We start from the raw sequence: 22,946 nt of genomic DNA on the forward strand, positions 1-22,946 counted from the left end.
TTTTTATGTGTGATGGATATAAGCAGATGAACAGGAGGTTTCGAATGCCTGAAGGAAAAATTGTTAAAGCGTTGAGTGGATTTTATTACGTACTTTCAGAAGGCACGATTACGCAGTGCCGGGGGAGGGGAGTATTTCGTAAAAATAAAGTGACCCCTTTGGTTGGTGACTATGTTGAATTCCAGGCGGAGAATAAGACGGATGGATATCTCTTGAAAGTATTTGAACGTAAGAACGAATTGGTCCGGCCGCCGATTGCCAACGTGGATCAAGCCATATTGGTTTTCTCCGCCAGTGAACCGGATTTCAGTCCGGCTCTGTTGGACCGCTTTCTTGTGCTGATTGAAAGCAAGGGGATCGAACCGCTTATCTGCGTAACAAAGATGGATTTATTAAGCCCTGAACAATCAGAAAAGATCGCTGCCTACGTGGAAGAGTACCGCTCATTCGGTTATGAAGTCCTCATGACTTCCTCAAAAACCGAGCACGGGGTAGAAGAGCTGACACCTTATTTAAAAGATAAAATCTCCGTATTTGCAGGACAGTCCGGGGTGGGGAAATCATCCCTCCTCAACGCGTTGAAGCCTGAGCTTGAGCTGAAAACGGCGATGATTTCCTCCCACTTAGGCCGTGGGAAACATACGACCCGGCATGTTGAACTGATAGATATTGAAGATGGTCTGGTGGCGGATACGCCTGGGTTCAGTTCATTGGAATTCACTGTGCTTGAAGCCGAGGAGCTTCCGGCATGCTTCCCTGAGATGGTCTCTGTGGCAGATGATTGTAAATTCAGGGGCTGCCTTCATATCAATGAGCCGAAATGTGCCGTGAAAGCGGCAGTCGAATCTGGGGAGATCCCAGCATACCGGTATGATCACTACTTGACGTTCCATAAAGAAATCAAAGATAGAAAGCCGAGGTACTGAATATGAAAATCGCACCATCGATCCTTTCTGCCAACTTTGCAGATTTGGGAAATGAAATCAAAGATGTTGAAAAAGGCGGAGCGGACTATATCCATGTAGACGTCATGGACGGACATTTCGTTCCGAATATTACCCTTGGACCGATGATCGTACAGGCGATCCGCCCGATTACGGAGCTGCCGTTGGATGTCCATTTGATGATTGAAAATCCTGACCAGTATATCGAGGCCTTTGCAGATGCAGGGGCGGATTATATCACTGTTCACGTCGAAGCGGCAAAGCATCTACACAGGACGATTCAGTTGATCAAGGGCAAGGGCGTCAAGGCGGGGGTTGTGTTGAACCCGGCCACACCGGCTGAGTCGATCAAGCCGATAATAGCAGATGTGGATATGGTCCTCCTGATGACCGTGAATCCAGGTTTTGGGGGGCAGTCCTTCATCCCTTCTGTTGTGCCGAAAATCAGGCAAATCCGTGAATGGGCGAATGAAGTGAACCCGGGCTTGGAAATCGAAGTGGACGGGGGGATCAACCCGGAAACAGCCGCCCTGTGTGCACAAGCTGGAGCCGATGTGTTTGTTGCAGGATCCGCCATATATAACCAGAGCGACCGCCGGGCTGCGATCGAACAATTAAGAAAGTCTCTTTCATAAGAGTGTATTAGGGCTGATCCTCCTGGGTCAGCCCATTTTTAATAGAATGGGAGTGGGAATATGAATATCAATATCGTGGCAGGTGCCCCTGAAAGATACATCCCCGACTTGAAAGAATATGGAGAAGGTGACTTCTGGATAGGCGTAGACCGTGGTGTCTATACGCTTTTGAAACAAGGCATCACCCCGACGGTTGCCTTTGGGGATTTTGATTCTGTTTCCGAAAAAGAGTGGGATGAGATAATAGAAAAAGTGGGGGAAGTGAATCGAGTTCAGCCTGAAAAAGACGAAACGGACCTTGAGCTCGCCCTTAATTGGGCCGTTGGACAGAAGCCGAAAACCATCACCATTTTTGGTGCCACCGGCGGAAGGCTCGATCATTTTATGGGCAACCTCCAGCTGCTGATGAAGAATGAGCTCATGGAAACGGATATAGCGGTTGAAATAATCGATGTTCAAAACCGGTTATACCTTGCCAAACCGGGTGAACATACGATCTATGAATCGGCTCGATTAAAATATATTTCCTTTGTGCCTGTGACCGGTACCGTCGAAGGAATCACCTTGAAAGGCTTCAAATATCCGTTAAAAAACCGGAATATTTCGAGGGGATCCACACTATGTATTAGTAATGAACTTATACAATCATCTGGTACTTTTTCCTTTTCAGACGGCATATTAATGGTGATAAGGAGCAGTGATTGAAGCTCCTTGAATCAGGGGGAAAGAAGACGTACTTAACCGAGACTGCTTGCATAGACTAACATGTTGTCAAGCGAAACATTACGTTCTTTAGATTGTGGGGAGGGACTTTAAATGCGCTTTTATACAATCAAATTACCAAAATTCCTTGGGGGACTTGTAAGAGCGATGTTGGGAACGTTCAAAAAAGAATAAACAAAAGGTGGGAGATGGCTTGTGGCCATCTTCTTTTTTATGTGGTAGGTATTTTCTTTGTGTTGCTGAGGGCAGTAATAGAAATATGGATTGGTAGAGTGGATGTTGGATGCTAAGGGAACGGGGGGAATCTAATTTGTGAGATCAGGCTTCGCCTTGGGTGGTGTTTCAGCTCCGGCGGCTAGAGGCTCGAGGTCATATTCGGAGTAACACAAAAAGGCAAAGAATGCCTTTCCGGTTACTCCCAATATGCTCGTCGCCTCAGGGCGAGCCCCTTCCGCTTTTCGTGGTGTCCAGCTCCAGGGGCTTGAGGCTCGAGGTCATATTCGAAGCAACCCAAAAAGGCAAAGAACGCCTTTCCGGGTTACTCCGAATATGCTCGTCGCCTCAGGGCGAGCCCCTTCCGCTTTTCGTGGTGTAAAGTATTTTTTCTTGAAAGGTTTTAAATGTGGTATTGCATTATAGAAAGTTGTGTGATAAATTATTAAAGTATCTTTATGATAAAAGCGAAATGTGGAACTGAAATTAACTTCAGCTTCTTGTTAGTGAGGAGGGAATATATTATGGCAAAACAATGCGTAGTAACAGGCCGTAAAGCCAGCTCAGGTAACGCTCGCTCTCACGCAATGAATGCGAACAAGCGTACTTGGGGTGCAAACCTGCAAAAAGTTCGAATTCTTGTAGACGGAAAGCCTAAGAAAGTATGGGTTTCTGCAAGAGCGTTGAAATCTGGTAAAGTAGAACGCGTATAATACTTAAAATGGAAAGGCGCCTGATGCAGGCGTCTTTTTTCATGAAAGGGATCTGTATGATTATTCTTTTCATAAAAAGGAAAAAATAGAGGGGAAACCCAACAATTGAAGCTTGGGATAATACTTTAGCTTTCAAAAACACCATACTTATAGTAAAATGTTTTTAGCCAAGCATGTAATTAAAGGGGGAAAACATTCCATGTCCATCGAATTGAAAAATCAGTACGGACAAATTGATATTACGAATGATGTCATTGCAATGATTGCTGGAGGTGCAGCGGTGGATTGCTACGGAATTGTTGGAATGGCTTCAAAAAACCAGATCAAAGACGGTTTCACAGATATCTTACGTAAAGAAAATTTCACTCGCGGAGTGATCGTTCGTCAAGATGAAGAGGAAGTACATATCGATATGTATATTATTGTGAGTTATGGTACAAAAATTTCTGAGATCGCTCATAATGTACAATCCAAGGTTAAATATACTCTTGATAAGACCGTCGGCTTGGCGGTAGATTCAGTAAATATTTTTGTGCAGGGGGTTCGTGTCACGAACCCGTAGTGAGGAGGAAGATTCGTGTCGATTACATCTTTGGAAGGAAAACGTTTTGCCCAAATGGTGATACAAGGTGCCACCAAGTTATCTGCCAATGCGCAGTTGGTAGATGCGCTTAACGTCTTTCCTGTTCCTGATGGTGATACTGGAACAAATATGAATTTATCAATGACTTCTGGAGCCAAGGAAGTCCAAAACAATATTCAAGATCATATTGGAAATGTAGCTGCTGCTCTTTCTAAAGGACTATTGATGGGGGCAAGAGGTAACTCAGGTGTTATCTTATCCCAATTATTCAGAGGCTTTGGCAAAGTCATTGAAGGTAAAGAATCCTTATCGAGTGCAGAGTTTGCCAATGCACTTCAAACAGGTGTGGAAACAGCTTATAAAGCGGTCATGAAACCTGTTGAAGGAACGATTTTAACGGTTGCGAAAGATGCTGCCAAACACGGTGTAACTGTTGCTGAAACAGAAACGGATTTCGTGAAGGTCATGCAGGCAATCGTTGAAGAAGCACAGGCTTCGTTAAATCGTACACCTGATTTACTTCCTGTATTAAAGGAAGTTGGCGTAGTAGATAGTGGTGGTCAGGGACTTCTGTTCGTATATGAAGGTTTCCTGGCTGAACTGAAAGGTGAAAAAGTGTCGGATCAGGCATCCCTGCCGTCCATGAATGATCTTGTAAGTGCGGAACATCATAAGTCTGCACAGGACTTCATGAGTACTGAGGATATTGAATTCGGTTACTGTACAGAATTCATGGTGAGATTCGAAGAAGATAAACAAGCGTTTAACGAAGAAGATTTCCGCCAGGATTTAAGTGCATTCGGTGATTCACTGCTTGTCATCAGTGATGATGAATTGGCGAAGGTACATATCCACTCCGAACAACCGGGTGACGTGTTGACATACGGTCACCGATATGGAAGTCTCATCAACATCAAGATTGAAAACATGAGACAACAGCACAGCAGTATCGTAGGGGAATCAAAGCCGGTCAAGGCTGAAGTCCCTGCTCCTGCAAAGGAAGTCGATTTTGCGATTGTCACGGTTTCAATGGGTGAGGGCATTGCGGAATTATTCAAGAGTATCGGTGCTACTTCTGTCATTGAAGGCGGTCAAACGATGAATCCGAGCACGGAGGATATCGTGAAAGCCGTGGAAGAAGTGAACGCGAAGAAAGTCATCATCATGCCGAATAACAAGAATATCATCATGGCTGCTGAGCAGGCTGCTGAAATTCTTGAAATGGAAGTGGCTGTCGTTCCGACGAAAACCGTACCTCAGGGTATGGCTGCTCTGCTTGCATTCAACCCGTCGGCATCGGTTGAAGACAATAAGCGCTTCATGACGGACGCTTCAAAGCAGGTGAAAACGGGACAGGTCACGTTTGCTGTCAGAGACACAAACATTGATGGCGTGTCTATAGCCAAAGATGACTTTATGGGGCTCGAAGAAGGCAAGATTGTCATTTCTGATCAAGATCGTCAGAAAACAGCACAAAGCCTACTTGAGAAAATGCTCGATGAAGACGCTGAAATCCTTACCATCCTATATGGTGAAGATGTAGCTGAAGAAGATGTACAATCACTTAAAGAGTATGTAGAAGAAAATTATGAAGATGTTGAAGTGGAAGTTCATAATGGTAAACAACCACTTTACTCCTATATATTCTCAGTTGAATAAGGAATAAAGAAAGGGGGCAGCTCTATTATAGGGTTTGTCCCCTTCATCTATGGTAATATATATGTATGGATTTGATGATAGTCTGGGGGAGAACAGGATGAAATACAAAAGTGTTTTCGATATTATCGGTCCCGTCATGATCGGTCCGTCGAGCTCTCACACAGCAGGCGCTGCGCGGATAGGAAGAATGGCAAGGACGCTTTTTAGGCGCGAACCGAAATGGGCAACGATTTCATTTTATGGTTCCTTTGCCAAAACGTATAAAGGTCACGGCACCGATGTGGCAATCGTCGGAGGGATCCTTGATTATGATACATATGATGAACGGATCATAGAATCAATCAATGTCGCGAAGGAAAAAGGAATAAAAATCAGATTCCTTGAGGAGGATGCCATAACGGATCATCCGAACACAGCCCGTATCAGGATGGGGGATGACCAGGGTGAGATTGAGCTCGTCGGCATCTCAATCGGGGGCGGCAAAGTGGAAATCACTGAGCTGAACGGCTTTGAACTTAAGCTTTCCGGGCATCACCCGGCAATTCTTGTCGTTCATGACGACCGCTTCGGTGCCATAGCATCCGTCTCAAATGTCATTGCAAAGCACCAATTGAATATCGGTCATATGGACGTTTCCCGTAAAGAAAAGGGGCAGATGGCATTAATGACCATCGAGGTGGATCAGCCGATTGATGAGGCTGTCATAACTGAGCTGACATCGCTGCCGAATATCACACAAGTCACACGCATTACCGATTAAGCAACTATTATAATGATAGCGTTTACAGGTGAGGAGGTTTTATAAATGTTTCGAAATGTAGCAGAGTTGGTCGAACTTGCCGAGAGTCAGAACAAAAAGATTTCTGATATCATGATTGAGCAGGAAATCGAATTTACAGGAAAAACATTTCAAGAAGTATACAGTCAGATGGAAAAGAACCTGGAAGTGATGGAGCAGGCCGTTGCGAGAGGGCTTGAAGGGGTCAAATCACATTCAGGACTCACGGGTGGAGATGCTGTCCTGTTGCAGAAATATATTGAAAGCGGTCGTTCTCTTTCAGGAAATACGATTTTAGATGCTGTAAGCAAGGCGGTTGCAACAAATGAGGTGAATGCAGCGATGGGTACGATCTGTGCCACACCTACCGCCGGTTCTGCCGGTGTGGTGCCAGGGACCTTATTCGCAGTGAAGCACAAGCTGAATCCTACCAAGGATGATATGATCCGTTTCTTATTTACATCAGGGGCATTTGGATTTGTTGTGGCAAATAACGCTTCGATTTCCGGGGCTGCAGGTGGATGTCAAGCGGAGGTCGGATCTGCAAGCGGTATGGCTGCAGCTGCAATCGTCGAGATGGCCGGGGGTACCCCGAGTCAATCAGCGGAAGCGATGGCAATCACGCTTAAAAATATGCTCGGTCTCGTCTGTGATCCAGTGGCCGGGTTGGTTGAGGTGCCCTGCGTGAAGCGTAATGCGATGGGGGCTGCCAATGCAATGGTTGCAGCTGATATGGCGCTCGCCGGCATCACAAGCAGAATCCCTTGTGATGAAGTAATTGACGCCATGTATAAAATCGGACAAACGATGCCGGTGGCTCTTCGTGAAACAGCTCAAGGGGGACTGGCTGCAACACCGACCGGCCGGGAGCTTGAAGCGAAAATTTTTGGGGTTTCCCTGAATAAACGTGCAGATTCATAATGAATCAGTGACGATCCAGAACATAAAGGGGATCGGCGAAGAGACTGCCGCGCAGCTGAATGCCATGGGAATCCATACGGTTATGGATCTACTGGAATATTTACCGTATCGGTATGAAGATTACAGCCTCCGGGATTTAGAAGAAGCAGCCCATGATGAGAGGATCACAGTGGAAGGGAAGGTTCATTCGGAACCTGCCCTCATGTTCTACGGAAGAAAGAAATCCCGGCTCACCCTCCGTATATTGGTTGGAAGGAATCTGGTACAAGCCGTTTTCTTCAATCAACCTTATCTGAAGAAGAAAATCAACCTTCACGATACGGTGACGGTCACAGGTAAATGGGATAAAAACCGCCAAATCATCACGGTCCAATATTTTCAGGCAGGGCCCCACAATAAACAGGGCGTGTTCGAACCTGTTTATTCCGTGAAGGGATCTGTGAAAAATAATACACTGCGTAAATTCATCAAGAAAGCCTTTGAAGATTATGGTCATTTGATCGAGGAGAATCTCCCGGGTCACTTGATGGAAAAGTATAAGCTCTCAGGACGGAAGGAATCACTGCATCATCTCCACTTCCCTGATTCTGCCAATGATATGAAGCAGGCGAGAAGGAGATTTGTGTACGAAGAATTTTTGCTGTTCCAACTTAAGATGCAGGCACTCAGAAAGTTTGAGAGGGAGCACTCATCAGGTATGCAGCAGCATTATGACCTTGATAAGGTGAAAGGATTCATCGAAGCTTTGCCCTTTCCATTAACGGAAGCGCAAAAACGGGTCGTCAACGAGATCTCAACCGATATGTTATCGCCTTATCGGATGAACCGTCTGCTGCAGGGGGATGTGGGATCAGGTAAGACAGTGGTCGCTGCCATTGCCCTGTATGCCAGTGTGACGGCAGGCTGTCAAGGGGCGTTGATGGTCCCGACAGAAATCCTTGCCGAACAGCATGCCAACTCGCTCAGTGAGCTGTTTGCCCCTGTCGGCGTATCAGTCGCCTTGTTGACGAGCTCCGTCAAAGGGAAAAAAAGAAGACTGCTCCTGGAGAAGTTGGAAGAGGGCGAAATTGACATACTCATCGGTACACATGCCCTCATTCAGCAGGATGTAGTATTCAAGGAGCTCGGTCTGGTTGTAACCGACGAACAGCATCGTTTCGGCGTGAATCAAAGACGTGTCCTCAGGGAAAAGGGTGAAAGTCCCGATGTGCTGTTCATGACGGCCACCCCAATCCCCCGGACGCTTGCGATTACTGTGTTTGGGGAAATGGATGTGAGTATCATCGATCAGATGCCGGCCGGCCGAAAAGCGATAGAAACCTACTGGGCCAAGGCGGATATGCTCACGCGGGTGCTGTCATTCATGGACAAGGAATTAGATCAGGGAAGACAGGCCTATGTGATCTGCCCGTTAATCGAGGAATCGGACAAACTGGATGTACAAAATGCGATTGATGTTTATAATCAGATGCTTCATTATTTTGAAGGCAGGTATAAGGTCGGTCTGATGCACGGACGGCTGCATCCTGAGGATAAGGATGGCGTCATGAGGGAATTCAGTGCCAATGAGATTCAAGTACTTGTCTCCACCACGGTAGTCGAAGTAGGGGTGAATGTGCCAAACGCGACTTTCATGCTCATTTATGATGCAGAGCGGTTCGGATTGTCCCAGCTGCATCAGCTGAGAGGAAGGGTCGGTCGCGGCGAGCACCAATCCTATTGTATCCTCCTTGCTGAACCAAAGACCGAGGTCGGAAAAGAACGGATGAAGATCATGACTGAAACAAATGACGGCTTCGTTCTTAGTGAAAAAGACCTTGAACTCAGGGGACCGGGGGATTTCTTCGGGAGAAAGCAGAGCGGACTCCCGGAATTCAAGGTCGCCGATATGGTGCATGATTATCGTGCCTTGGAAGTAGCACGTGATGATGCATCCCATCTGATCGCATCTGATCGTTTTTGGAAAGATGCCGAATATGCTCCCCTCAGGAGCTATTTGGCTGAATCAGGTGTGTTAGAAGGGGAGAAGCTTGACTAGAACGGCAGATTGTAAGATTATTTCTTGCAATCTGCTTTTTTAGATTATATACTACTATTAGTACCTAGTACTAATACTGGACGGTGTTGATATTGAGACTTTCAAAAAAAGAAAGACAGGGAAACCTGACAGACACGATAAAGGACAATCCTTTCATTACTGATGAGGAACTGGCCGACCGTTTCCGGGTCAGCGTCCAGACAATACGCCTGGACCGTATGGAACTGTCTATACCGGAACTCAGGGAACGGATTAAAAATGTAGCAGAGAAATCGTTTGAAGATGAAGTGAAATCATTACCCATTGAAGAAATCATTGGGGAAATCATTGATATAGAATTAGATCAAAGTGCCATATCCATTTTCGATGTGAAAAGGGAGCATGTATTTATCAGAAACGGCATCGCGCGGGGGCATCACTTGTTTGCACAGGCGAATTCCCTTGCAGTTGCCGTCATCAATGATGATCTGGCACTGACTGCCAAATCAACCATCCGCTTCACCCGGCCTGTTAAAGAAGGCGAGCGGGTAGTAGCGAAAGCGAAAGTGATACATACGAAAGACCAAAAAGACCGGACAACGGTGGAAGTCCAGAGTTTAGTCGGTGGAGAGGTCGTTTTCACAGGTGAATTTGACATGTATCGCTCTAAAAAATCTGTAAAGGATGAAGACTAGATGAAGTTAGCCGTTGATGCAATGGGCGGAGATCATGCCCCAAAAGAAATGGTATTGGGTGTAAAAAGGGCATTAAGTGAATTTCCCGATGTGGAAGTCCTCCTTTACGGAGATGAAAATAAAATCAAGCAGTACATATCTGATCATGACCGCCTGACGATCATCCATACAGATGAGGTCATCGAGGCTACTGACGAACCGGTGAGAGCTGTCAAACGCAAAAAGAATGCGTCCATGGTCCTGATGGCCCAGGCCGTGAAAGACGGTGAAGCAGATGCATGCATTTCTGCAGGGAATACAGGTGCGCTCATGACGTCAGGGTTGTTTGTTGTCGGAAGGATTGAGGGAATAGAACGTCCAGCTCTCGCGCCTACCCTTCCAACCCTCGACGGCAGCGGATTTTTGATGCTGGATCTGGGTGCCAATGTCGATGCCAAGCCGGAACATCTCGCTCAATATGCCATCATGGGGAGTATATACGCAGAGAAGGTAAGAGGGGTCGCAAACCCCCGGGTCGGATTATTGAATATCGGTACGGAAGATAAAAAAGGAAATGAATTGACTAAAAAAGCGTTCCAGTTATTGAAGGATGCGCCGATCAATTTTGTCGGTAATGTTGAGTCGAGGGATCTCCTCGAAGGACCTGCAGATGTAGTCGTCACTGACGGATTTACCGGGAACATGGTGTTGAAGACGATCGAGGGAACGGCCCTTTCCATGTTTTCCATGCTGAAAAAGACGTTTACCGCTTCAACAAAAAATAAAATCGCTGCCGGCCTGGTGAAAAATGATTTAAAATCGCTAAAAGGCATGCTTGATTATACCGAGTATGGAGGAGCCGGTCTTTTCGGTTTGAAAGCACCTGTCATCAAAGCCCACGGTTCTTCAAATGAAGTCGCTTTTTATAATGCGATGAGGCAGGCGAGGGAAATGGTCAAACAGGACGTTTCCAATACAATCAAAGACGCTGTTAAGGGGAGTGTGGAAACAAATGAGTAAAATCGCGTTCATCTTTCCCGGTCAAGGTTCACAGACGGTCGGGATGGGAAAGGAATTGGCTCTGGAATATCCTGAAGTGCAGGCGTATTTCACGAAAGCCGATGAAAGATTAGGTGCAAATCTGTCGTCCATTATTTTTGATGGTCCTCAAGAGGAACTGACACAGACGACCAATGCCCAGCCTGCATTGTTGACGACGAGTATAGCCATTATGGATCGTTTGAAGGCAGAGGGCATACAGCCTGATTACACGGCCGGTCACAGTCTGGGAGAATATTCGGCTCTTGTGGCATCAGGTGCGATCGGGTTTGAGGATGCCGTTTATGCTGTCCGTAAAAGAGGCGAATTCATGGAAGCTGCTGTACCGAACGGAGAAGGTACGATGGCTGCCATTCTCGGAATGGACAGGGATGCGCTGAAGGAAGTAACCGATGGGGTAACAGCCGAAGGAGATACAGTCGGCCTTGCCAACCTGAACTGCCCGGGGCAGATCGTCATTTCAGGGACGGTGAAAGGAGTGGAGCTTGCTTCTGAAAAAGCGAAAGAAGCAGGGGCCAAGCGTGTGATCCCCCTTCAAGTAAGTGGTCCGTTCCATTCTCAATTAATGGCACCCGCTGCAGAAAGTTTCAGTTCCATCCTCGATGACATATCGATTGAAGATGCAAAAATACCGGTCCTCGCAAATGTCACGGCGCTGCCGGTCGTTGATGCGGAAGAAATCAAGCGTCTATTGATTCAGCAATTATACTCCCCGGTGAAGTGGGAAGATACGGTAGAGCAATTATTGGAACTCGGTGTAGATACATTTGTGGAAGTCGGACCGGGCAAAGTGCTTTCCGGTTTGGTAAAGAAAGTAAACCGACGGGTAAAGACGTTTGCGGTCCATGACGAAGCTTCGTTGGAGCAAACGATTCAAGCCTTGAAGGAGGAAGCGTAAATGAATTTAGAAGGTAAAGTGGCCCTTGTTACAGGTGCCTCCCGTGGAATTGGCAGGGAAATCGCCCTTGAACTTGCACGAAAAGGCTGCAATGTTGTCGTGAACTACGCTGGAAGTGAAGCGAAAGCGAATGAAGTTGTCGATGAAATCAAGAGTATCGGCAAAGAGGCAATCGCAGTTCAGTGTAACGTTTCTGACAGCGAATCGGTTCAAGATATGGTCAAAAAAACGATATCTGAATTCGGCTCTATTGACATCCTTGTCAATAATGCCGGGATCACAAAGGATAATTTATTAATGAGAATGAAAGAAAATGAATGGGATGATGTCATCAACATCAATCTAAAAGGCGTTTTCCTCTGTACAAAAGCGGTTACCCGCCAAATGATGAAACAAAGAAGCGGAAGGATCATCAACATTTCTTCCATCGTCGGAGTGAGCGGGAATGCCGGGCAAGCCAATTATGTTGCGGCAAAGTCCGGGGTGATTGGCTTAACTAAGACAACTGCGAAGGAATTGGCGCCGAGAGGGATCACGGTCAATGCAATTGCTCCCGGGTTCATTTCTACGGATATGACGGATGAACTTCCTGAAGATGTACGGACAGAAATGCTTAAGCAGATCCCGTTGAGCCGTTTCGGGGCTCCGGAGGATATTGCACAGGTCGTATCTTTCGTAGCATCAGACGCTGCTTCATATATGACAGGGCAGACCCTCCATATTGATGGTGGAATGGTGATGTAACGACTTGAAACGGGTGATTTATTTACCGTTTTCATGTATACTCTTTTCATTAGAGGTCAAAATGCTCTATAATATTTGAGGGGAGGTGACAATAATGGCAGAAGTATTAGATCGCGTAACAAAAATTATCGTTGATCGTCTTGGTGTGGATGAATCTCAAGTAACGCTTGAAGCTTCTTTCAAAGAAGACCTAGGAGCTGACTCCCTTGATGTAGTTGAGCTGGTTATGGAACTTGAAGATGAATTCGACATGGAAATCTCTGACGATGACGCTGAAAAAATCGGCACAGTAGGTGATGCTGTGAACTACATAAACGCAAAGGCTTAATCGTTGATTGGATGGAAGGGTGGCCATGCCGCCTTTCATTCAAACCATTTTAAACTTGGTAGAGGTCCCACTTCTACCAAGTTTATTTGTGTTCTGACCCCTGTAAAAGAAAATTTTGCGTAATTGATTTTTTTAGAATAAACTTGATTAGTATACAATGAGAACATTTGGAACAAGGTGGAGTGCCTTATGCGAAAGCAAAGTCGAAATAATGGATTATCGAAACATAAACAGGACGCAAAGTTCAAAGCGTTCCAAAATCAAATGGGAATTCAATTTAAAGATGAAAGGCTGTTAAAGCAAGCCTTCACACATTCATCCTATGTGAATGAGCATCGCAGAAAGCCATATGAAGACAACGAGCGTTTGGAGTTTCTTGGTGACGCCGTGCTTGAATTGACGGTATCACAATTCCTTTTCAAGAAGTACCCGATGATGAGCGAGGGAGAACTGACGAAGCTGCGGGCAGCCATCGTGTGTGAGCCATCACTTGTGACGTTTTCCGTGGAATTGAATTTCGGGGAACTCATCCTGCTCGGCAAGGGAGAAGAAATGACAGGCGGCCGGGAGAGACCTGCCCTGCTTGCAGATGTCTTCGAGGCTTTCATAGGCGCGGTATATTTGGATCAAGGACTGGACATAGTCATCTCCATCCTTGAAAAAGTTGTGTATCCAAAAATCAATGTCGGTGCTTTTTCTCATGTGATGGATTACAAGAGTCAACTGCAGGAACTGGTCCAAAGGGGCAGTGCTGGGATGATAGAATACTCGATCCTCGAAGAGAGCGGACCGGCCCATAACCGCCAGTTCATATCACGGGTCAGCCTGAATAATGAAGAACTGGGAATTGGGAAGGGCCGTTCGAAGAAGGAAGCTGAACAACAAGCCGCACAAAAGGCGCTAGAAATGCTAAAACAGAAGCTTGACGCTAAATAGGGGGAAAGAAGATGTTCCTCAAACAACTAGAAGTAATGGGGTTTAAATCTTTTGCAGAAAGAATATCCGTGGAATTCGTCCCGGGTGTCACCGCTGTGGTCGGACCGAACGGCAGCGGGAAGAGCAATATTATAGACGCAATCAGATGGGTACTGGGAGAACAGTCGGCCAAAAGCCTGCGAGGGGCAAAAATGGAAGATGTCATTTTTGCCGGGAGTGATTCCAGGAAGGCTCTGAATATAGCAGAAGTGACACTGGTATTGGATAATGAAGACGGGGCGCTTCCGATCGATTATTCGGAAGTCAGCGTCACAAGGAGGGTATACCGCTCCGGCGACAGTGAATACCTCCTCAATAAACAGCCTTGCCGCCTGAAGGACATCATTGAATTATTCATGGATTCAGGCCTCGGTAAGGAAGCGTTTTCGATTATCAGTCAGGGGAAGGTTGAGGAGATCCTCAACAGTAAACCTGAAGACCGGAGAACGATATTCGAAGAAGCTGCCGGTGTACTTAAATACAAGTCCCGAAAGAAAAAGGCAGAAAATAAGTTATTTGAAACACAGGAAAACCTGAATCGTGTAAATGATATCCTCCATGAATTGGAAGGGCAGGTCGAACCGCTGAAAATCCAGGCCTCCATGGCCAGGGATTACCTTGAAAAGAAAGAAGAACTGGAAAAGTTCGAGGTCGCATTGACTGTCTATGATATAGAAGATCTACATAAGCAGTGGAAGAAGCTCAGCGAAGAATTTGAACAGCACGGAAATGAAGAATTGGCCCTTTCTGCCCGCATTCAAAAGAAGGAAGCGTCGTTGACCCATAGCAGGGATAAAATTGCCGCACTTGATGAATCGATCTCAACCCTTCAGGAAGTGCTTCTCTCAACAAGTGAAGAATTAGAAAAACTTGAGGGACGCAAACAGGTGCTCGTGGAACGGAAACGTAATTCTTCCACCAACGAAACCCAGTTGAAACAATCAATTGAGGACGCGGTACAAAGGCTGTCCGATCTTGTTTCTGAAAAGGAGCTGGCTGAGCGGGCATTTGCGTCTGTCGAGGCGGAAGTGACGAGCCTGAAAGAAGGGCTGACGAAGAAACAGAATCAGTTCAGGCACTATAATGAAAATATTGAAGAAGTAATCGAGTCATACAAAAGTGATTATATCGAAAAACTCAATCAGCAGGCTTCGGCGAAAAATGAGCTGCAATATCTTCAACAGCAGCTGGATCAGCAATCCAACCGGAGCAGCCGCCTGGAAGCTGAAAATGAGAAATATGTGACCCAGCGGGAAGAACTACATGCCCGTCACAAAGAAAGAGCGAAAGAGCTTCAGGAACAAAAAGAGCAGATTGATGAGCATGTGTTCTTTTATCGTGAAGAACAAAAAAAGCTGGAACAAATCAGAGCCCAATATGAAAAGCAGGAAAAGACCCTTTATCAGGCATATCAATTTCTTCAACAGGCAAAATCCCGGAAAGAAATGCTTGAAGAGATGGAGGAGGACTATTCCGGCTTCTTTCAGGGGGTAAAAGAGGTCCTGAAAGAGCGTTCAGGCCAGCTGTCCGGTATCCAGGGGGCTGTAGCAGAATTGATTTCGGTTCCTAAGCCATATCAAACGGCAATGGAGACTGCGCTTGCTGCTTCGATGCAGCATATCGTGGTGGACACAGAGGAAGACGGCCGCAGAGCCATCGCTTTCTTGAAAAGAAATCAATTCGGCCGTGCCACCTTCCTGCCTATGAATGTCATTAAAGGGAAGTCGATACCTGAAAACCAAAAGAATATGCTGAAGGGGCATCCTTCCTTTATCGGCGTCGCTGCAGATCTCCTTGACTATGATGAACGATTCCACATGGTGATTTCGAACCTTGTCGGGAATGTCATCATCACAAAAGACCTGAAAGGTGCCAATGAGATCGCAAAGCTTGTTCAATACCGCTACCGCCTTGTCACTCTTGAAGGGGACGTAGTCAACCCTGGTGGATCCATGTCAGGGGGAACGGTGAAGCAGAAGAAGAATTCACTGCTGTCCAGAAAAGGTGAGCTAGAAGAAATGAAAGAAAAGCTTACTGCGATGGAAAAGCAGACCGAACAGCTCCAGAACCAGGTGAAATCGCTGAAGGAAGAGAGCAGCTTCAGGGAGAAGAAATTAGAGGAAATGAGAGTGAAGGGAGAACGCTTACGCATCAAGGAGCAGGAACTTCTCTCCCAACTCCGTGAAATTGAGTTAACCCATCAGAATCTCGATGAAAGGCTCTCTCTCTATGATTTGGAGAAAAAAGACTATTCGTCGCTGAAAGAAAAACACAGCTCAAGATCAATTGAGCTTGAAGCATCGCTTAAAGTGATCGGGGAAGAAATCTCAGATCTTGATAAGAAAATAAATGAACTCACTCTCCAGAAAAACAGTGAGCGGACGTCCAAGGATGCCCTCCTGAATGAAATCAGTGATATGAAAGCCAATCTTGCCGCTGCAAACGAGAAATTGGTGAACAGCCGGGAGCAATTAAAGCGGGTAACCGAAACGATCCAGGAAACCAACAAACGAAAAACTTCTTTGCAGGATGATTTGGACTGGCTTCAATCTGAAATGAAAGACAATTTTTCAGGGGAAGAACAATTGGGCAAAAAAGCCGAAGAATGTGCCCTGCAAAAAGCGGAAACTGCGAAATTAATTTCGCTGCGGAGAGACGAACGCTTCAGTCTCCAGCAGGGTGTCGAAGAAGAAGAGGTTGAGCTGAAAGAACTGAAGCGCCAGCACAAAGGCCTGGTCGGGGCTTTAAGGGATGAAGAAGTGAAAATCAACCGGCTGGATGTCGAGTTGGAAAATCGCCTTGATCATCTCAGGGATGAGTATATGCTTTCGTTCGAAGCGGCAAAGGCAGACTACCCGTTGACCATCGAGGTGGAGGATGCCAGGAAGAAAGTAAAGCTTGTTAAACTGGCATTAGAGGAGCTCGGCACAGTCAATCTCGGTGCGATTGATGAGTATGAACGAGTGAAGGAAAGATATGAATTCCTCATCGAGCAGAAAAACGATTTAACCGAAGCGAAAGACACGCTGTACCTTGTCATCAATGAAATGGATGCGGAGATGGTCAAGCGGTTCGATGAAACATTCTCTGCGATCCAGGTTGAATTTGAAGGTGTCTTCAAAGCACTGTTCGGCGGCGGTCGTGCCCAGCTGAAGCTGACAGACCCATCCGACCTGCTTCATACAGGGGTTGATATTGTCGCTCAGCCGCCAGGTAAGAAACTGCAGAACCTGGGACTGATGTCCGGAGGAGAGAGAGCATTGACGGCGATAGCCCTCCTGTTTTCAATTTTGAAAGTCCGTCCGGTTCCTTTCTGTATCCTCGATGAAGTCGAGGCAGCCCTCGATGAAGCGAACGTGCAGAGGTTCAGTCAATACCTGAAGAGATTCAGTGACGACACCCAGTTTATCGTCATCACCCATCGCAAGGGTACGATGGAAGAGGCCCATGTGCTTTATGGAGTGACGATGCAGGAATCAGGGGTATCGAAATTGGTTTCGGTCAGATTGCAAGAAACGAAGGAATTAATTGAAACTTAATGAGCGGGGTGTGAAATTGTGAGTTTTTTTAAAAAGCTGAAAGATAAATTTACGCAATCAAGTGACAATGTGACGGAAAAGTTCAAAGATGGCCTGAGCAAAACGAGGGATAATTTCACTACAAAGGTGAATGATCTTGTAGCCAGATACCGTAAAGTGGACGAAGAATTCTTTGAGGAGCTGGAAGAAATCCTCATCGGTGCAGACGTCGGCTTTGATACCGTCATGGAATTGATCGATGAGCTGAAGCTTGAAGTGCAAAGAAGAAATATCCAGGATACAGAAGCAGTGCAGTCTGTCATCTCGGAAAAACTTGTTGACATCTATCAGGGTGACCGAGATGAAGACAACAGCCTGAACATCCAGGAAGATCAATTAACCGTCTTATTATTTGTCGGTGTGAACGGCGTCGGTAAGACGACGACCATCGGGAAGATGGCCCATATGTTCAAGGAAGAAGGAAAGAATGTCGTGCTTGCTGCAGGGGATACGTTCCGTGCAGGGGCGATTGAACAGCTTGAAGTCTGGGGCGAGCGGGTAGGCGTGCCGGTGATCAAACAGGCAGCCGGAAGCGATCCTGCGGCAGTCATGTTTGATGCGGTTCAATCTGCAAAGGCGAAAAAGGCTGATATCCTCATCTGTGATACTGCCGGCAGACTGCAAAATAAAGTGAACCTGATGAAAGAATTGGAAAAAGTCAAGCGGGTCATTGAAAGGGAAATTCCGGGAGCACCACATGAAGTGCTGCTCGTGCTTGATGCCACGACCGGTCAAAATGCGATGGTCCAGGCGAAAACATTCAAAGAAGCAACGGATGTTTCAGGGATCGTCCTGACGAAGCTTGACGGTACGGCCAAAGGCGGAATTGTCCTCGCAATCAGAAATGAGCTTGAAATCCCGGTTAAATATGTTGGCTTGGGTGAAAAGATGGACGATCTTCAGCCGTTTGATGCAGAAAAATATGTGTACGGCCTGTTCTCAAATCTCGTGGACAAAGAAGAAGAATAAGAAATCGGCCAGGTGTAATCCGGCTTAGCAGAAGGGAAATCCGTGCGATCATTGAAATGTCTCATATGGCATGTTGGATCGTCCGGATTTTTTGCTTTATCACGAGGGGGATATATCTCGGGATGAGAAATGCTGCATGAAGTAAAAAACGCTGCATTTTCCTTTTGGATTTTTGGTGGAATCCTTGACAAACGCCTGTAAAGACTGTATTCTTCATATGTAAAGGTTTTTCACTTAACAAGGAGGGATATCCGTGCTGGAGAAAACAACCAGAATGAATTATCTCTACGATTTTTATCAATCTTTGTTAACTCCCAAGCAAAGAAGCTATATGTCCCTCTATTATTTAGACGATTTCTCCCTGGGTGAAATCGCTGAAGAGTATAATGTGAGTCGCCAAGCGGTATACGACAACATTAAACGGACAGAGGCCATGATCGAGGAGTACGAAGAAAAGCTTTTATTATTTAAGAAATTTCAAGAACGCAACGAGATTCTTGATCAATTGCGACAAAAGATAGAAGAGCCGTCAATCGATTCTTCTCATTGTTTAAAACTCATTGATGATCTTGAAATATTGGATTAGGAGGCGGCATGAATGGCATTTGAAGGATTAGCCGACCGACTGCAAGGCACAATACAAAAAATCCGTGGTAAAGGGAAAATCTCAGAAGCGGATGTTAAAGAAATGATGCGTGAAGTTCGTCTTGCTCTTTTGGAGGCAGACGTTAATTTTAAAGTGGTCAAGCAATTTGTCAAGAAAGTAAGCGAGCGTGCAGTAGGGCAGGAAGTCATGAAGAGCCTTACGCCAGGACAACAGGTCATTAAAGTTGTTCAAGAAGAGCTTACCAACTTGATGGGCGGTGAACAGAGCCAGATTGCGGTCGCCAAACGTCCTCCGACTGTCATCATGATGGTTGGTTTACAGGGGGCCGGTAAAACGACGACCACTGGTAAGCTTGCGAACCTGCTTCGCAAAAAACATAACCGTAAACCATTGTTAGTCGCTGCCGATGTGTATCGCCCGGCTGCCATCAAGCAGCTGGAAACGATCGGGAAGCAATTGAGCCTTCCTGTATTCTCCATGGGAGATCAGGTAAGTCCGGTTGAAATTGCGAAAAAAGCGATCGAACAGGCAAAAGAAGAACATCACGATTATGTCCTGATTGATACGGCAGGCCGACTTCATATCGATGAAAATCTGATGGGTGAGTTGAAAGAAATAAAAGAACTCTCAAATCCTGATGAAATTTTCCTCGTTGTCGATGCCATGACCGGTCAAGATGCCGTGAACGTCGCACAGAGCTTCAATGAAGCACTCGGCATTTCCGGCGTCGTTTTGACCAAGCTTGATGGAGATACCCGTGGAGGAGCCGCTCTTTCCATCCGTTCAGTCACCGAAAAACCGATTAAATTCGTCGGTATGGGTGAGAAAATGGATGCGCTTGAAGCCTTCCATCCTGAACGCATGGCTTCAAGGATTCTCGGCATGGGAGACGTGTTGTCCCTGATCGAGAAGGCGCAGGCCAATGTGGATGAAGATAAGGCCAAAGAGCTTGAAAAAAAGATGCGCACCATGTCTTTCACATTTGATGATTTCCTGGAGCAACTCGGCCAGGTGAGGCAGATGGGTCCGCTTGATGAATTGCTGAAGATGATGCCTGGCGCCAACAAGATGAAAGGTCTCGATAAAGTCAAAGTCGATGACAAACAGATCAGTCACGTTGAGGCCATCATCCAATCAATGACAAAGGATGAGAAAACACATCCTGAAACCATCAATGCCTCACGCAGAAAGCGGATTGCCAAAGGAAGCGGAACGTCGATCCAAGAGGTGAACCGTCTTCTTAAACAATTCGAGGACATGAAAAAAATGATGAAACAGATGAGTGGCATGCAAGGAAAAGGAAAGAAAAAAGGGATGAAATTCCCATTTATGTAAGACTTTCGTTCGGTTTTTCAAAAGAAAAATTGAACTGTTAAGAAAAAACACTTTACAAACAAAATACACATTTGATATTATACTAACTTGTGTGAAACTATTCGGAGGTGCTTTAATTATGGCAGTAAAAATCAGATTAAAACGTATGGGAGCAAAAAAATCTCCTTTCTATCGTATCGTAGTAGCAGATTCTCGTTCACCACGTGATGGACGTCAAATCGAAACAGTTGGAACTTACAACCCTGTTGCTAAACCAGCTGAAGTGAAAATCGATGAAGAGCTTGCTCTTAAATGGCTATCAAATGGTGCGAAACCATCTGACACAGTTCGTAACTTATTCTCAAAACAAGGCATTATGGAAAAATTCCACAATGCTAAAAACAGCAAGTAATCGATTAGATCGATGAAAGATCTTATTCTAACGATTGTGAAACCCTTAGTGGACCATCCGGACGCTGTCTGCGTCGACTTAGATGAAGGAGCGAACGGCATAACCTACAAGTTGGCCGTTCACCCGGAGGACATGGGAAAGGTCATTGGGAAGCAAGGGAGAGTAGCTAAATCGATTCGAACTGTGGTATACGCTGCAGCAGGATCTTCACAACAAAAGAAAATCTTTTTAGAGATCGTGGAATAAAGGAGCATCAAGCTCCTTCTCCCGGCTCTCTAGGGAATGAGGGGACTGACCCACAAAGGTTACTTGCTAGCCTTAACACGTCAGTCCCCTTTTTCATAGGGATGAGTCACCTGAAGTGATATGATAGAGTTAAGGGTACAAAAGCCCAAGATTATCCACATTCCCCTCAGAACACCCTGAAGAACCTTGCTTCCATGTGGGGTGGATGAAAAGGAGGAGGAAGTCGTTTGAATGTCATACATACAATTACGGTTAAACAGGTACTGACAGTAAAGAGCAAGGATTTGTTGATGCAGCGATATGAAAATCAAAAGAAACAACTGGCGCAAGAATGCGATCAGTTGCAGTTCGAGATGAAAAAGATCGAGAGAGGGAAGAAATATCCCTCACATAAGCTGAAAAAGCATTTTGATAAGGAATTGAATGACAGGGCTGAAAAAATCAAGCTTCTGGACTTTCAAATCGAACAGCTTATGATCTTACCGATTGGCAGTGAGCTGAAGGAAAGGGAAGTGCAAGGTATGCTCGATATCCAAGTTGGTGACAATTGGGATGAGGCAGCCCTTTCGAAGACGATTGTAGTCGAGGACGGCAAAGTGAAAGAAATTCGTTGAGTGAAGAGGTGAAAGCAATGGAAAAGTGGTTTAACGTAGGGAAGATTGTCAATACGCATGGGGTAAAGGGCGAAGTGAAGATTGTTTCGACAACCGATTTTCCCGAAGAACGCTATCAAAAAGGGAACACATTGTATTTATTCCAAGGTCAGGTGAAAGAACCTTTGGGTCTGGTAATCAAATCTCACCGGAAACATAAAAACTTTGATTTGTTGACATTCGAAGGATATGAAAATATCAACGATGTGGAGAAATTCAAAGAAGGAATCCTGAAGGTGCAGGAAGATCAATTGCAGGAACTTGACGAAGGTGAGTACTATCTGCATGAAATTGTAGGCTGTAAGGTCGTGACCACTGCCGGGGATGCTCTCGGGGTCGTCAAAGAAGTGTTGAGCCCAGGAGCAAACGATGTGTGGGTGGTCAAGGGAGAAAGAGGGAAAGAACATTTGATTCCTTACATAGAGGATGTTGTGAAGACTGTCGATATTGACAACCAAATCATCACGATCGAGCCGATGGAAGGTTTGTTATCATGATGAGGATTGATGTCCTTTCACTATTCCCTGCCATGTTCGAGGGGGTCTTCGGTGAATCGATCATGAAGAAGGCGAAGGAAAAGGAAGCTGTCACCTTCAATGTGATCAACTTCAGGGATTACGCCGACAACAAGCACAATAAGGTCGATGATTATCCATACGGCGGAGGAGCCGGGATGGTATTGAAGCCCCAGCCGATCTTTGATGCAGTGGACGCGGTGAAAAAGGAACAGCAGTCCAAACCGAGAGTCATCCTGATGTGCCCCCAAGGTGAGCGCTTTACGCAGAAAAAGGCAGAAGAGCTTGCAGAAGAAGATCATCTTGTATTCATTTGCGGACACTATGAAGGATATGACGAACGAATCAGAGAGCATGTCGTGACCGATGAAATCTCCATTGGGGATTATGTCCTGACTGGAGGAGAACTGGGATCGATGGTGGTCATTGACAGTGTTGTCAGGCTGCTGCCCGGCGTACTTGGGAACGAGGATTCCCCTGTACTCGATTCCTTCTCGTCAGGCCTCCTCGAGCACCCCCATTATACCCGCCCTGCAGATTTCAGAGGGATGAAGGTGCCTGATGAGCTGATATCGGGGAATCACCGCGTGATCGACGAGTGGAGGGAGAAGGAGAGCCTGAGGCGGACATTCGAGCGCAGGCCGGATTTGCTGGAATCCCGTGAACTTTCCGATAAACAAAAGCAATGGATTGAGGAATGGAGAAAGTCTGAATAATCTATTGCATCCTTGTCTAGGCTGTGATATTATATTCTTTGTGGCTTGAGGATACTTAGGCCATGGATCCCG

At 45.9% G+C, this 22,946-nt stretch carries 25 protein-coding genes; all 25 read left to right on the plus strand.

Features of this window, described 5'->3' with window-relative positions; genetic code table 11:
* Positions 1 to 44: 44 nt before the first annotated feature.
* Positions 45 to 926, plus strand: a complete 882-nt coding sequence (rsgA, locus tag KH172YL63_RS07460; RefSeq protein ID WP_173105516.1) for a ribosome small subunit-dependent GTPase A — start codon at positions 45 to 47, stop codon at positions 924 to 926.
* Between the two features lie 2 nt (positions 927 to 928).
* Positions 929 to 1,579 carry a ribulose-phosphate 3-epimerase gene (gene rpe, locus KH172YL63_RS07465; protein ID WP_173105517.1) on the plus strand — a complete coding sequence of 217 codons (651 nt, stop codon included), beginning with the start codon at positions 929 to 931 and terminating at the stop codon, positions 1,577 to 1,579.
* A 60-nt stretch (positions 1,580 to 1,639) separates the two neighbouring features.
* Positions 1,640 to 2,284 carry a thiamine diphosphokinase gene (locus KH172YL63_RS07470; protein ID WP_173105518.1) on the plus strand — a complete coding sequence of 215 codons (645 nt, stop codon included), beginning with the start codon at positions 1,640 to 1,642 and terminating at the stop codon, positions 2,282 to 2,284.
* A 111-nt stretch (positions 2,285 to 2,395) separates the two neighbouring features.
* On the plus strand, positions 2,396 to 2,476 hold the full coding sequence (gene spoVM / locus KH172YL63_RS07475) for a stage V sporulation protein SpoVM (RefSeq protein WP_032088878.1): 81 nt from the start codon (positions 2,396 to 2,398) through the stop codon (positions 2,474 to 2,476).
* A gap of 563 nt (positions 2,477 to 3,039) precedes the next feature.
* Entirely contained in the window at positions 3,040 to 3,228 is a 189-nt protein-coding gene (gene rpmB, locus KH172YL63_RS07480) for a 50S ribosomal protein L28 (protein ID WP_034755741.1), read from the plus strand.
* A gap of 199 nt (positions 3,229 to 3,427) precedes the next feature.
* Positions 3,428 to 3,790 carry an Asp23/Gls24 family envelope stress response protein gene (locus tag KH172YL63_RS07485; RefSeq protein ID WP_173105519.1) on the plus strand — a complete coding sequence of 121 codons (363 nt, stop codon included), beginning with the start codon at positions 3,428 to 3,430 and terminating at the stop codon, positions 3,788 to 3,790.
* Between the two features lie 15 nt (positions 3,791 to 3,805).
* Positions 3,806 to 5,470: a DAK2 domain-containing protein gene (locus tag KH172YL63_RS07490; protein ID WP_173105520.1), complete on the plus strand. Its 1,665-nt coding sequence runs from the start codon at positions 3,806 to 3,808 to the stop codon at positions 5,468 to 5,470.
* Between the two features lie 97 nt (positions 5,471 to 5,567).
* Positions 5,568 to 6,230: an L-serine ammonia-lyase, iron-sulfur-dependent subunit beta gene (gene sdaAB / locus KH172YL63_RS07495; protein ID WP_173105521.1), complete on the plus strand. Its 663-nt coding sequence runs from the start codon at positions 5,568 to 5,570 to the stop codon at positions 6,228 to 6,230.
* A 45-nt stretch (positions 6,231 to 6,275) separates the two neighbouring features.
* Complete coding sequence (gene sdaAA, locus KH172YL63_RS07500) at positions 6,276 to 7,169, plus strand: L-serine ammonia-lyase, iron-sulfur-dependent, subunit alpha (RefSeq protein ID WP_173105522.1); 894 nt, start codon at positions 6,276 to 6,278, stop codon at positions 7,167 to 7,169.
* Positions 7,162 to 9,207: an ATP-dependent DNA helicase RecG gene (gene recG, locus KH172YL63_RS07505; RefSeq protein ID WP_442858774.1), complete on the plus strand. Its 2,046-nt coding sequence runs from the start codon at positions 7,162 to 7,164 to the stop codon at positions 9,205 to 9,207. Before sdaAA ends, recG begins: the two co-directional genes overlap by 8 nt.
* Before the next feature lie 92 nt (positions 9,208 to 9,299).
* Positions 9,300 to 9,881: a transcription factor FapR gene (gene fapR / locus KH172YL63_RS07510; protein WP_173105523.1), complete on the plus strand. Its 582-nt coding sequence runs from the start codon at positions 9,300 to 9,302 to the stop codon at positions 9,879 to 9,881.
* Positions 9,882 to 10,880 (plus strand): phosphate acyltransferase PlsX, encoded by a 999-nt coding sequence (gene plsX, locus KH172YL63_RS07515; protein ID WP_173105524.1) that lies wholly within the window; start codon positions 9,882 to 9,884, stop codon positions 10,878 to 10,880. It begins immediately after the preceding gene.
* Entirely contained in the window at positions 10,873 to 11,817 is a 945-nt protein-coding gene (gene fabD, locus KH172YL63_RS07520) for an ACP S-malonyltransferase (protein ID WP_173105525.1), read from the plus strand. The genes plsX and fabD overlap by 8 nt, the downstream gene beginning before the upstream one ends.
* The gene (gene fabG, locus KH172YL63_RS07525) at positions 11,818 to 12,561 is read left to right on the plus strand and encodes a 3-oxoacyl-[acyl-carrier-protein] reductase (protein WP_173105526.1); all 744 of its coding nucleotides are present in this window, start codon (positions 11,818 to 11,820) and stop codon (positions 12,559 to 12,561) included.
* A gap of 94 nt (positions 12,562 to 12,655) precedes the next feature.
* The gene (acpP, locus tag KH172YL63_RS07530) at positions 12,656 to 12,889 is read left to right on the plus strand and encodes an acyl carrier protein (protein WP_173105527.1); all 234 of its coding nucleotides are present in this window, start codon (positions 12,656 to 12,658) and stop codon (positions 12,887 to 12,889) included.
* A 189-nt stretch (positions 12,890 to 13,078) separates the two neighbouring features.
* Positions 13,079 to 13,825: a ribonuclease III gene (rnc, locus tag KH172YL63_RS07535; RefSeq protein WP_173105528.1), complete on the plus strand. Its 747-nt coding sequence runs from the start codon at positions 13,079 to 13,081 to the stop codon at positions 13,823 to 13,825.
* An 11-nt stretch (positions 13,826 to 13,836) separates the two neighbouring features.
* The gene (smc, locus tag KH172YL63_RS07540) at positions 13,837 to 17,403 is read left to right on the plus strand and encodes a chromosome segregation protein SMC (protein ID WP_173105529.1); all 3,567 of its coding nucleotides are present in this window, start codon (positions 13,837 to 13,839) and stop codon (positions 17,401 to 17,403) included.
* Positions 17,404 to 17,421: 18 nt separating this feature from the next.
* Positions 17,422 to 18,411, plus strand: a complete 990-nt coding sequence (gene ftsY / locus KH172YL63_RS07545) for a signal recognition particle-docking protein FtsY (protein ID WP_173105530.1) — start codon at positions 17,422 to 17,424, stop codon at positions 18,409 to 18,411.
* 274 nt (positions 18,412 to 18,685) lie between these two features.
* A complete protein-coding gene (locus KH172YL63_RS07550) occupies positions 18,686 to 18,997 on the plus strand; it encodes a putative DNA-binding protein (protein WP_371928757.1) in 312 nt (103 codons plus the stop codon).
* Positions 18,998 to 19,009: 12 nt separating this feature from the next.
* Complete coding sequence (gene ffh / locus KH172YL63_RS07555; RefSeq protein ID WP_173105531.1) at positions 19,010 to 20,353, plus strand: signal recognition particle protein; 1,344 nt, start codon at positions 19,010 to 19,012, stop codon at positions 20,351 to 20,353.
* A 118-nt stretch (positions 20,354 to 20,471) separates the two neighbouring features.
* On the plus strand, positions 20,472 to 20,744 hold the full coding sequence (gene rpsP, locus KH172YL63_RS07560) for a 30S ribosomal protein S16 (RefSeq protein ID WP_032088859.1): 273 nt from the start codon (positions 20,472 to 20,474) through the stop codon (positions 20,742 to 20,744).
* A 12-nt stretch (positions 20,745 to 20,756) separates the two neighbouring features.
* Positions 20,757 to 20,990 carry a KH domain-containing protein gene (locus KH172YL63_RS07565; protein ID WP_173105532.1) on the plus strand — a complete coding sequence of 78 codons (234 nt, stop codon included), beginning with the start codon at positions 20,757 to 20,759 and terminating at the stop codon, positions 20,988 to 20,990.
* Between the two features lie 227 nt (positions 20,991 to 21,217).
* Entirely contained in the window at positions 21,218 to 21,604 is a 387-nt protein-coding gene (locus tag KH172YL63_RS07570) for a YlqD family protein (RefSeq protein WP_173105533.1), read from the plus strand.
* Between the two features lie 17 nt (positions 21,605 to 21,621).
* A complete protein-coding gene (gene rimM, locus KH172YL63_RS07575) occupies positions 21,622 to 22,140 on the plus strand; it encodes a ribosome maturation factor RimM (RefSeq protein ID WP_173105534.1) in 519 nt (172 codons plus the stop codon).
* A complete protein-coding gene (gene trmD / locus KH172YL63_RS07580; protein ID WP_173108087.1) occupies positions 22,140 to 22,874 on the plus strand; it encodes a tRNA (guanosine(37)-N1)-methyltransferase TrmD in 735 nt (244 codons plus the stop codon). The genes rimM and trmD overlap by 1 nt, the downstream gene beginning before the upstream one ends.
* Positions 22,875 to 22,946: the final 72 nt, after the last annotated feature.

This window comes from Bacillus sp. KH172YL63, from assembly GCF_011398925.1.
Classification (GTDB): Bacteria; Bacillota; Bacilli; order Bacillales; family Bacillaceae_B; genus Rossellomorea.

Coding starts and splice junctions, on each gene's coding strand:
- rsgA (WP_173105516.1), top strand. CDS start 45: ATGCCTGAAGGAAAAATTGTTAAAGCGTTGAGTGGATTTTATTACGTA.
- rpe (WP_173105517.1), top strand. CDS start 929: ATGAAAATCGCACCATCGATCCTTTCTGCCAACTTTGCAGATTTGGGA.
- KH172YL63_RS07470 (WP_173105518.1), top strand. CDS start 1,640: ATGAATATCAATATCGTGGCAGGTGCCCCTGAAAGATACATCCCCGAC.
- spoVM (WP_032088878.1), top strand. CDS start 2,396: ATGCGCTTTTATACAATCAAATTACCAAAATTCCTTGGGGGACTTGTA.
- rpmB (WP_034755741.1), top strand. CDS start 3,040: ATGGCAAAACAATGCGTAGTAACAGGCCGTAAAGCCAGCTCAGGTAAC.
- KH172YL63_RS07485 (WP_173105519.1), top strand. CDS start 3,428: ATGTCCATCGAATTGAAAAATCAGTACGGACAAATTGATATTACGAAT.
- sdaAB (WP_173105521.1), top strand. CDS start 5,568: ATGAAATACAAAAGTGTTTTCGATATTATCGGTCCCGTCATGATCGGT.
- sdaAA (WP_173105522.1), top strand. CDS start 6,276: ATGTTTCGAAATGTAGCAGAGTTGGTCGAACTTGCCGAGAGTCAGAAC.
- plsX (WP_173105524.1), top strand. CDS start 9,882: ATGAAGTTAGCCGTTGATGCAATGGGCGGAGATCATGCCCCAAAAGAA.
- fabD (WP_173105525.1), top strand. CDS start 10,873: ATGAGTAAAATCGCGTTCATCTTTCCCGGTCAAGGTTCACAGACGGTC.
- fabG (WP_173105526.1), top strand. CDS start 11,818: ATGAATTTAGAAGGTAAAGTGGCCCTTGTTACAGGTGCCTCCCGTGGA.
- acpP (WP_173105527.1), top strand. CDS start 12,656: ATGGCAGAAGTATTAGATCGCGTAACAAAAATTATCGTTGATCGTCTT.
- rnc (WP_173105528.1), top strand. CDS start 13,079: ATGCGAAAGCAAAGTCGAAATAATGGATTATCGAAACATAAACAGGAC.
- smc (WP_173105529.1), top strand. CDS start 13,837: ATGTTCCTCAAACAACTAGAAGTAATGGGGTTTAAATCTTTTGCAGAA.
- KH172YL63_RS07550 (WP_371928757.1), top strand. CDS start 18,686: ATGAATTATCTCTACGATTTTTATCAATCTTTGTTAACTCCCAAGCAA.
- ffh (WP_173105531.1), top strand. CDS start 19,010: ATGGCATTTGAAGGATTAGCCGACCGACTGCAAGGCACAATACAAAAA.
- rpsP (WP_032088859.1), top strand. CDS start 20,472: ATGGCAGTAAAAATCAGATTAAAACGTATGGGAGCAAAAAAATCTCCT.
- KH172YL63_RS07565 (WP_173105532.1), top strand. CDS start 20,757: ATGAAAGATCTTATTCTAACGATTGTGAAACCCTTAGTGGACCATCCG.
- rimM (WP_173105534.1), top strand. CDS start 21,622: ATGGAAAAGTGGTTTAACGTAGGGAAGATTGTCAATACGCATGGGGTA.
- trmD (WP_173108087.1), top strand. CDS start 22,140: ATGAGGATTGATGTCCTTTCACTATTCCCTGCCATGTTCGAGGGGGTC.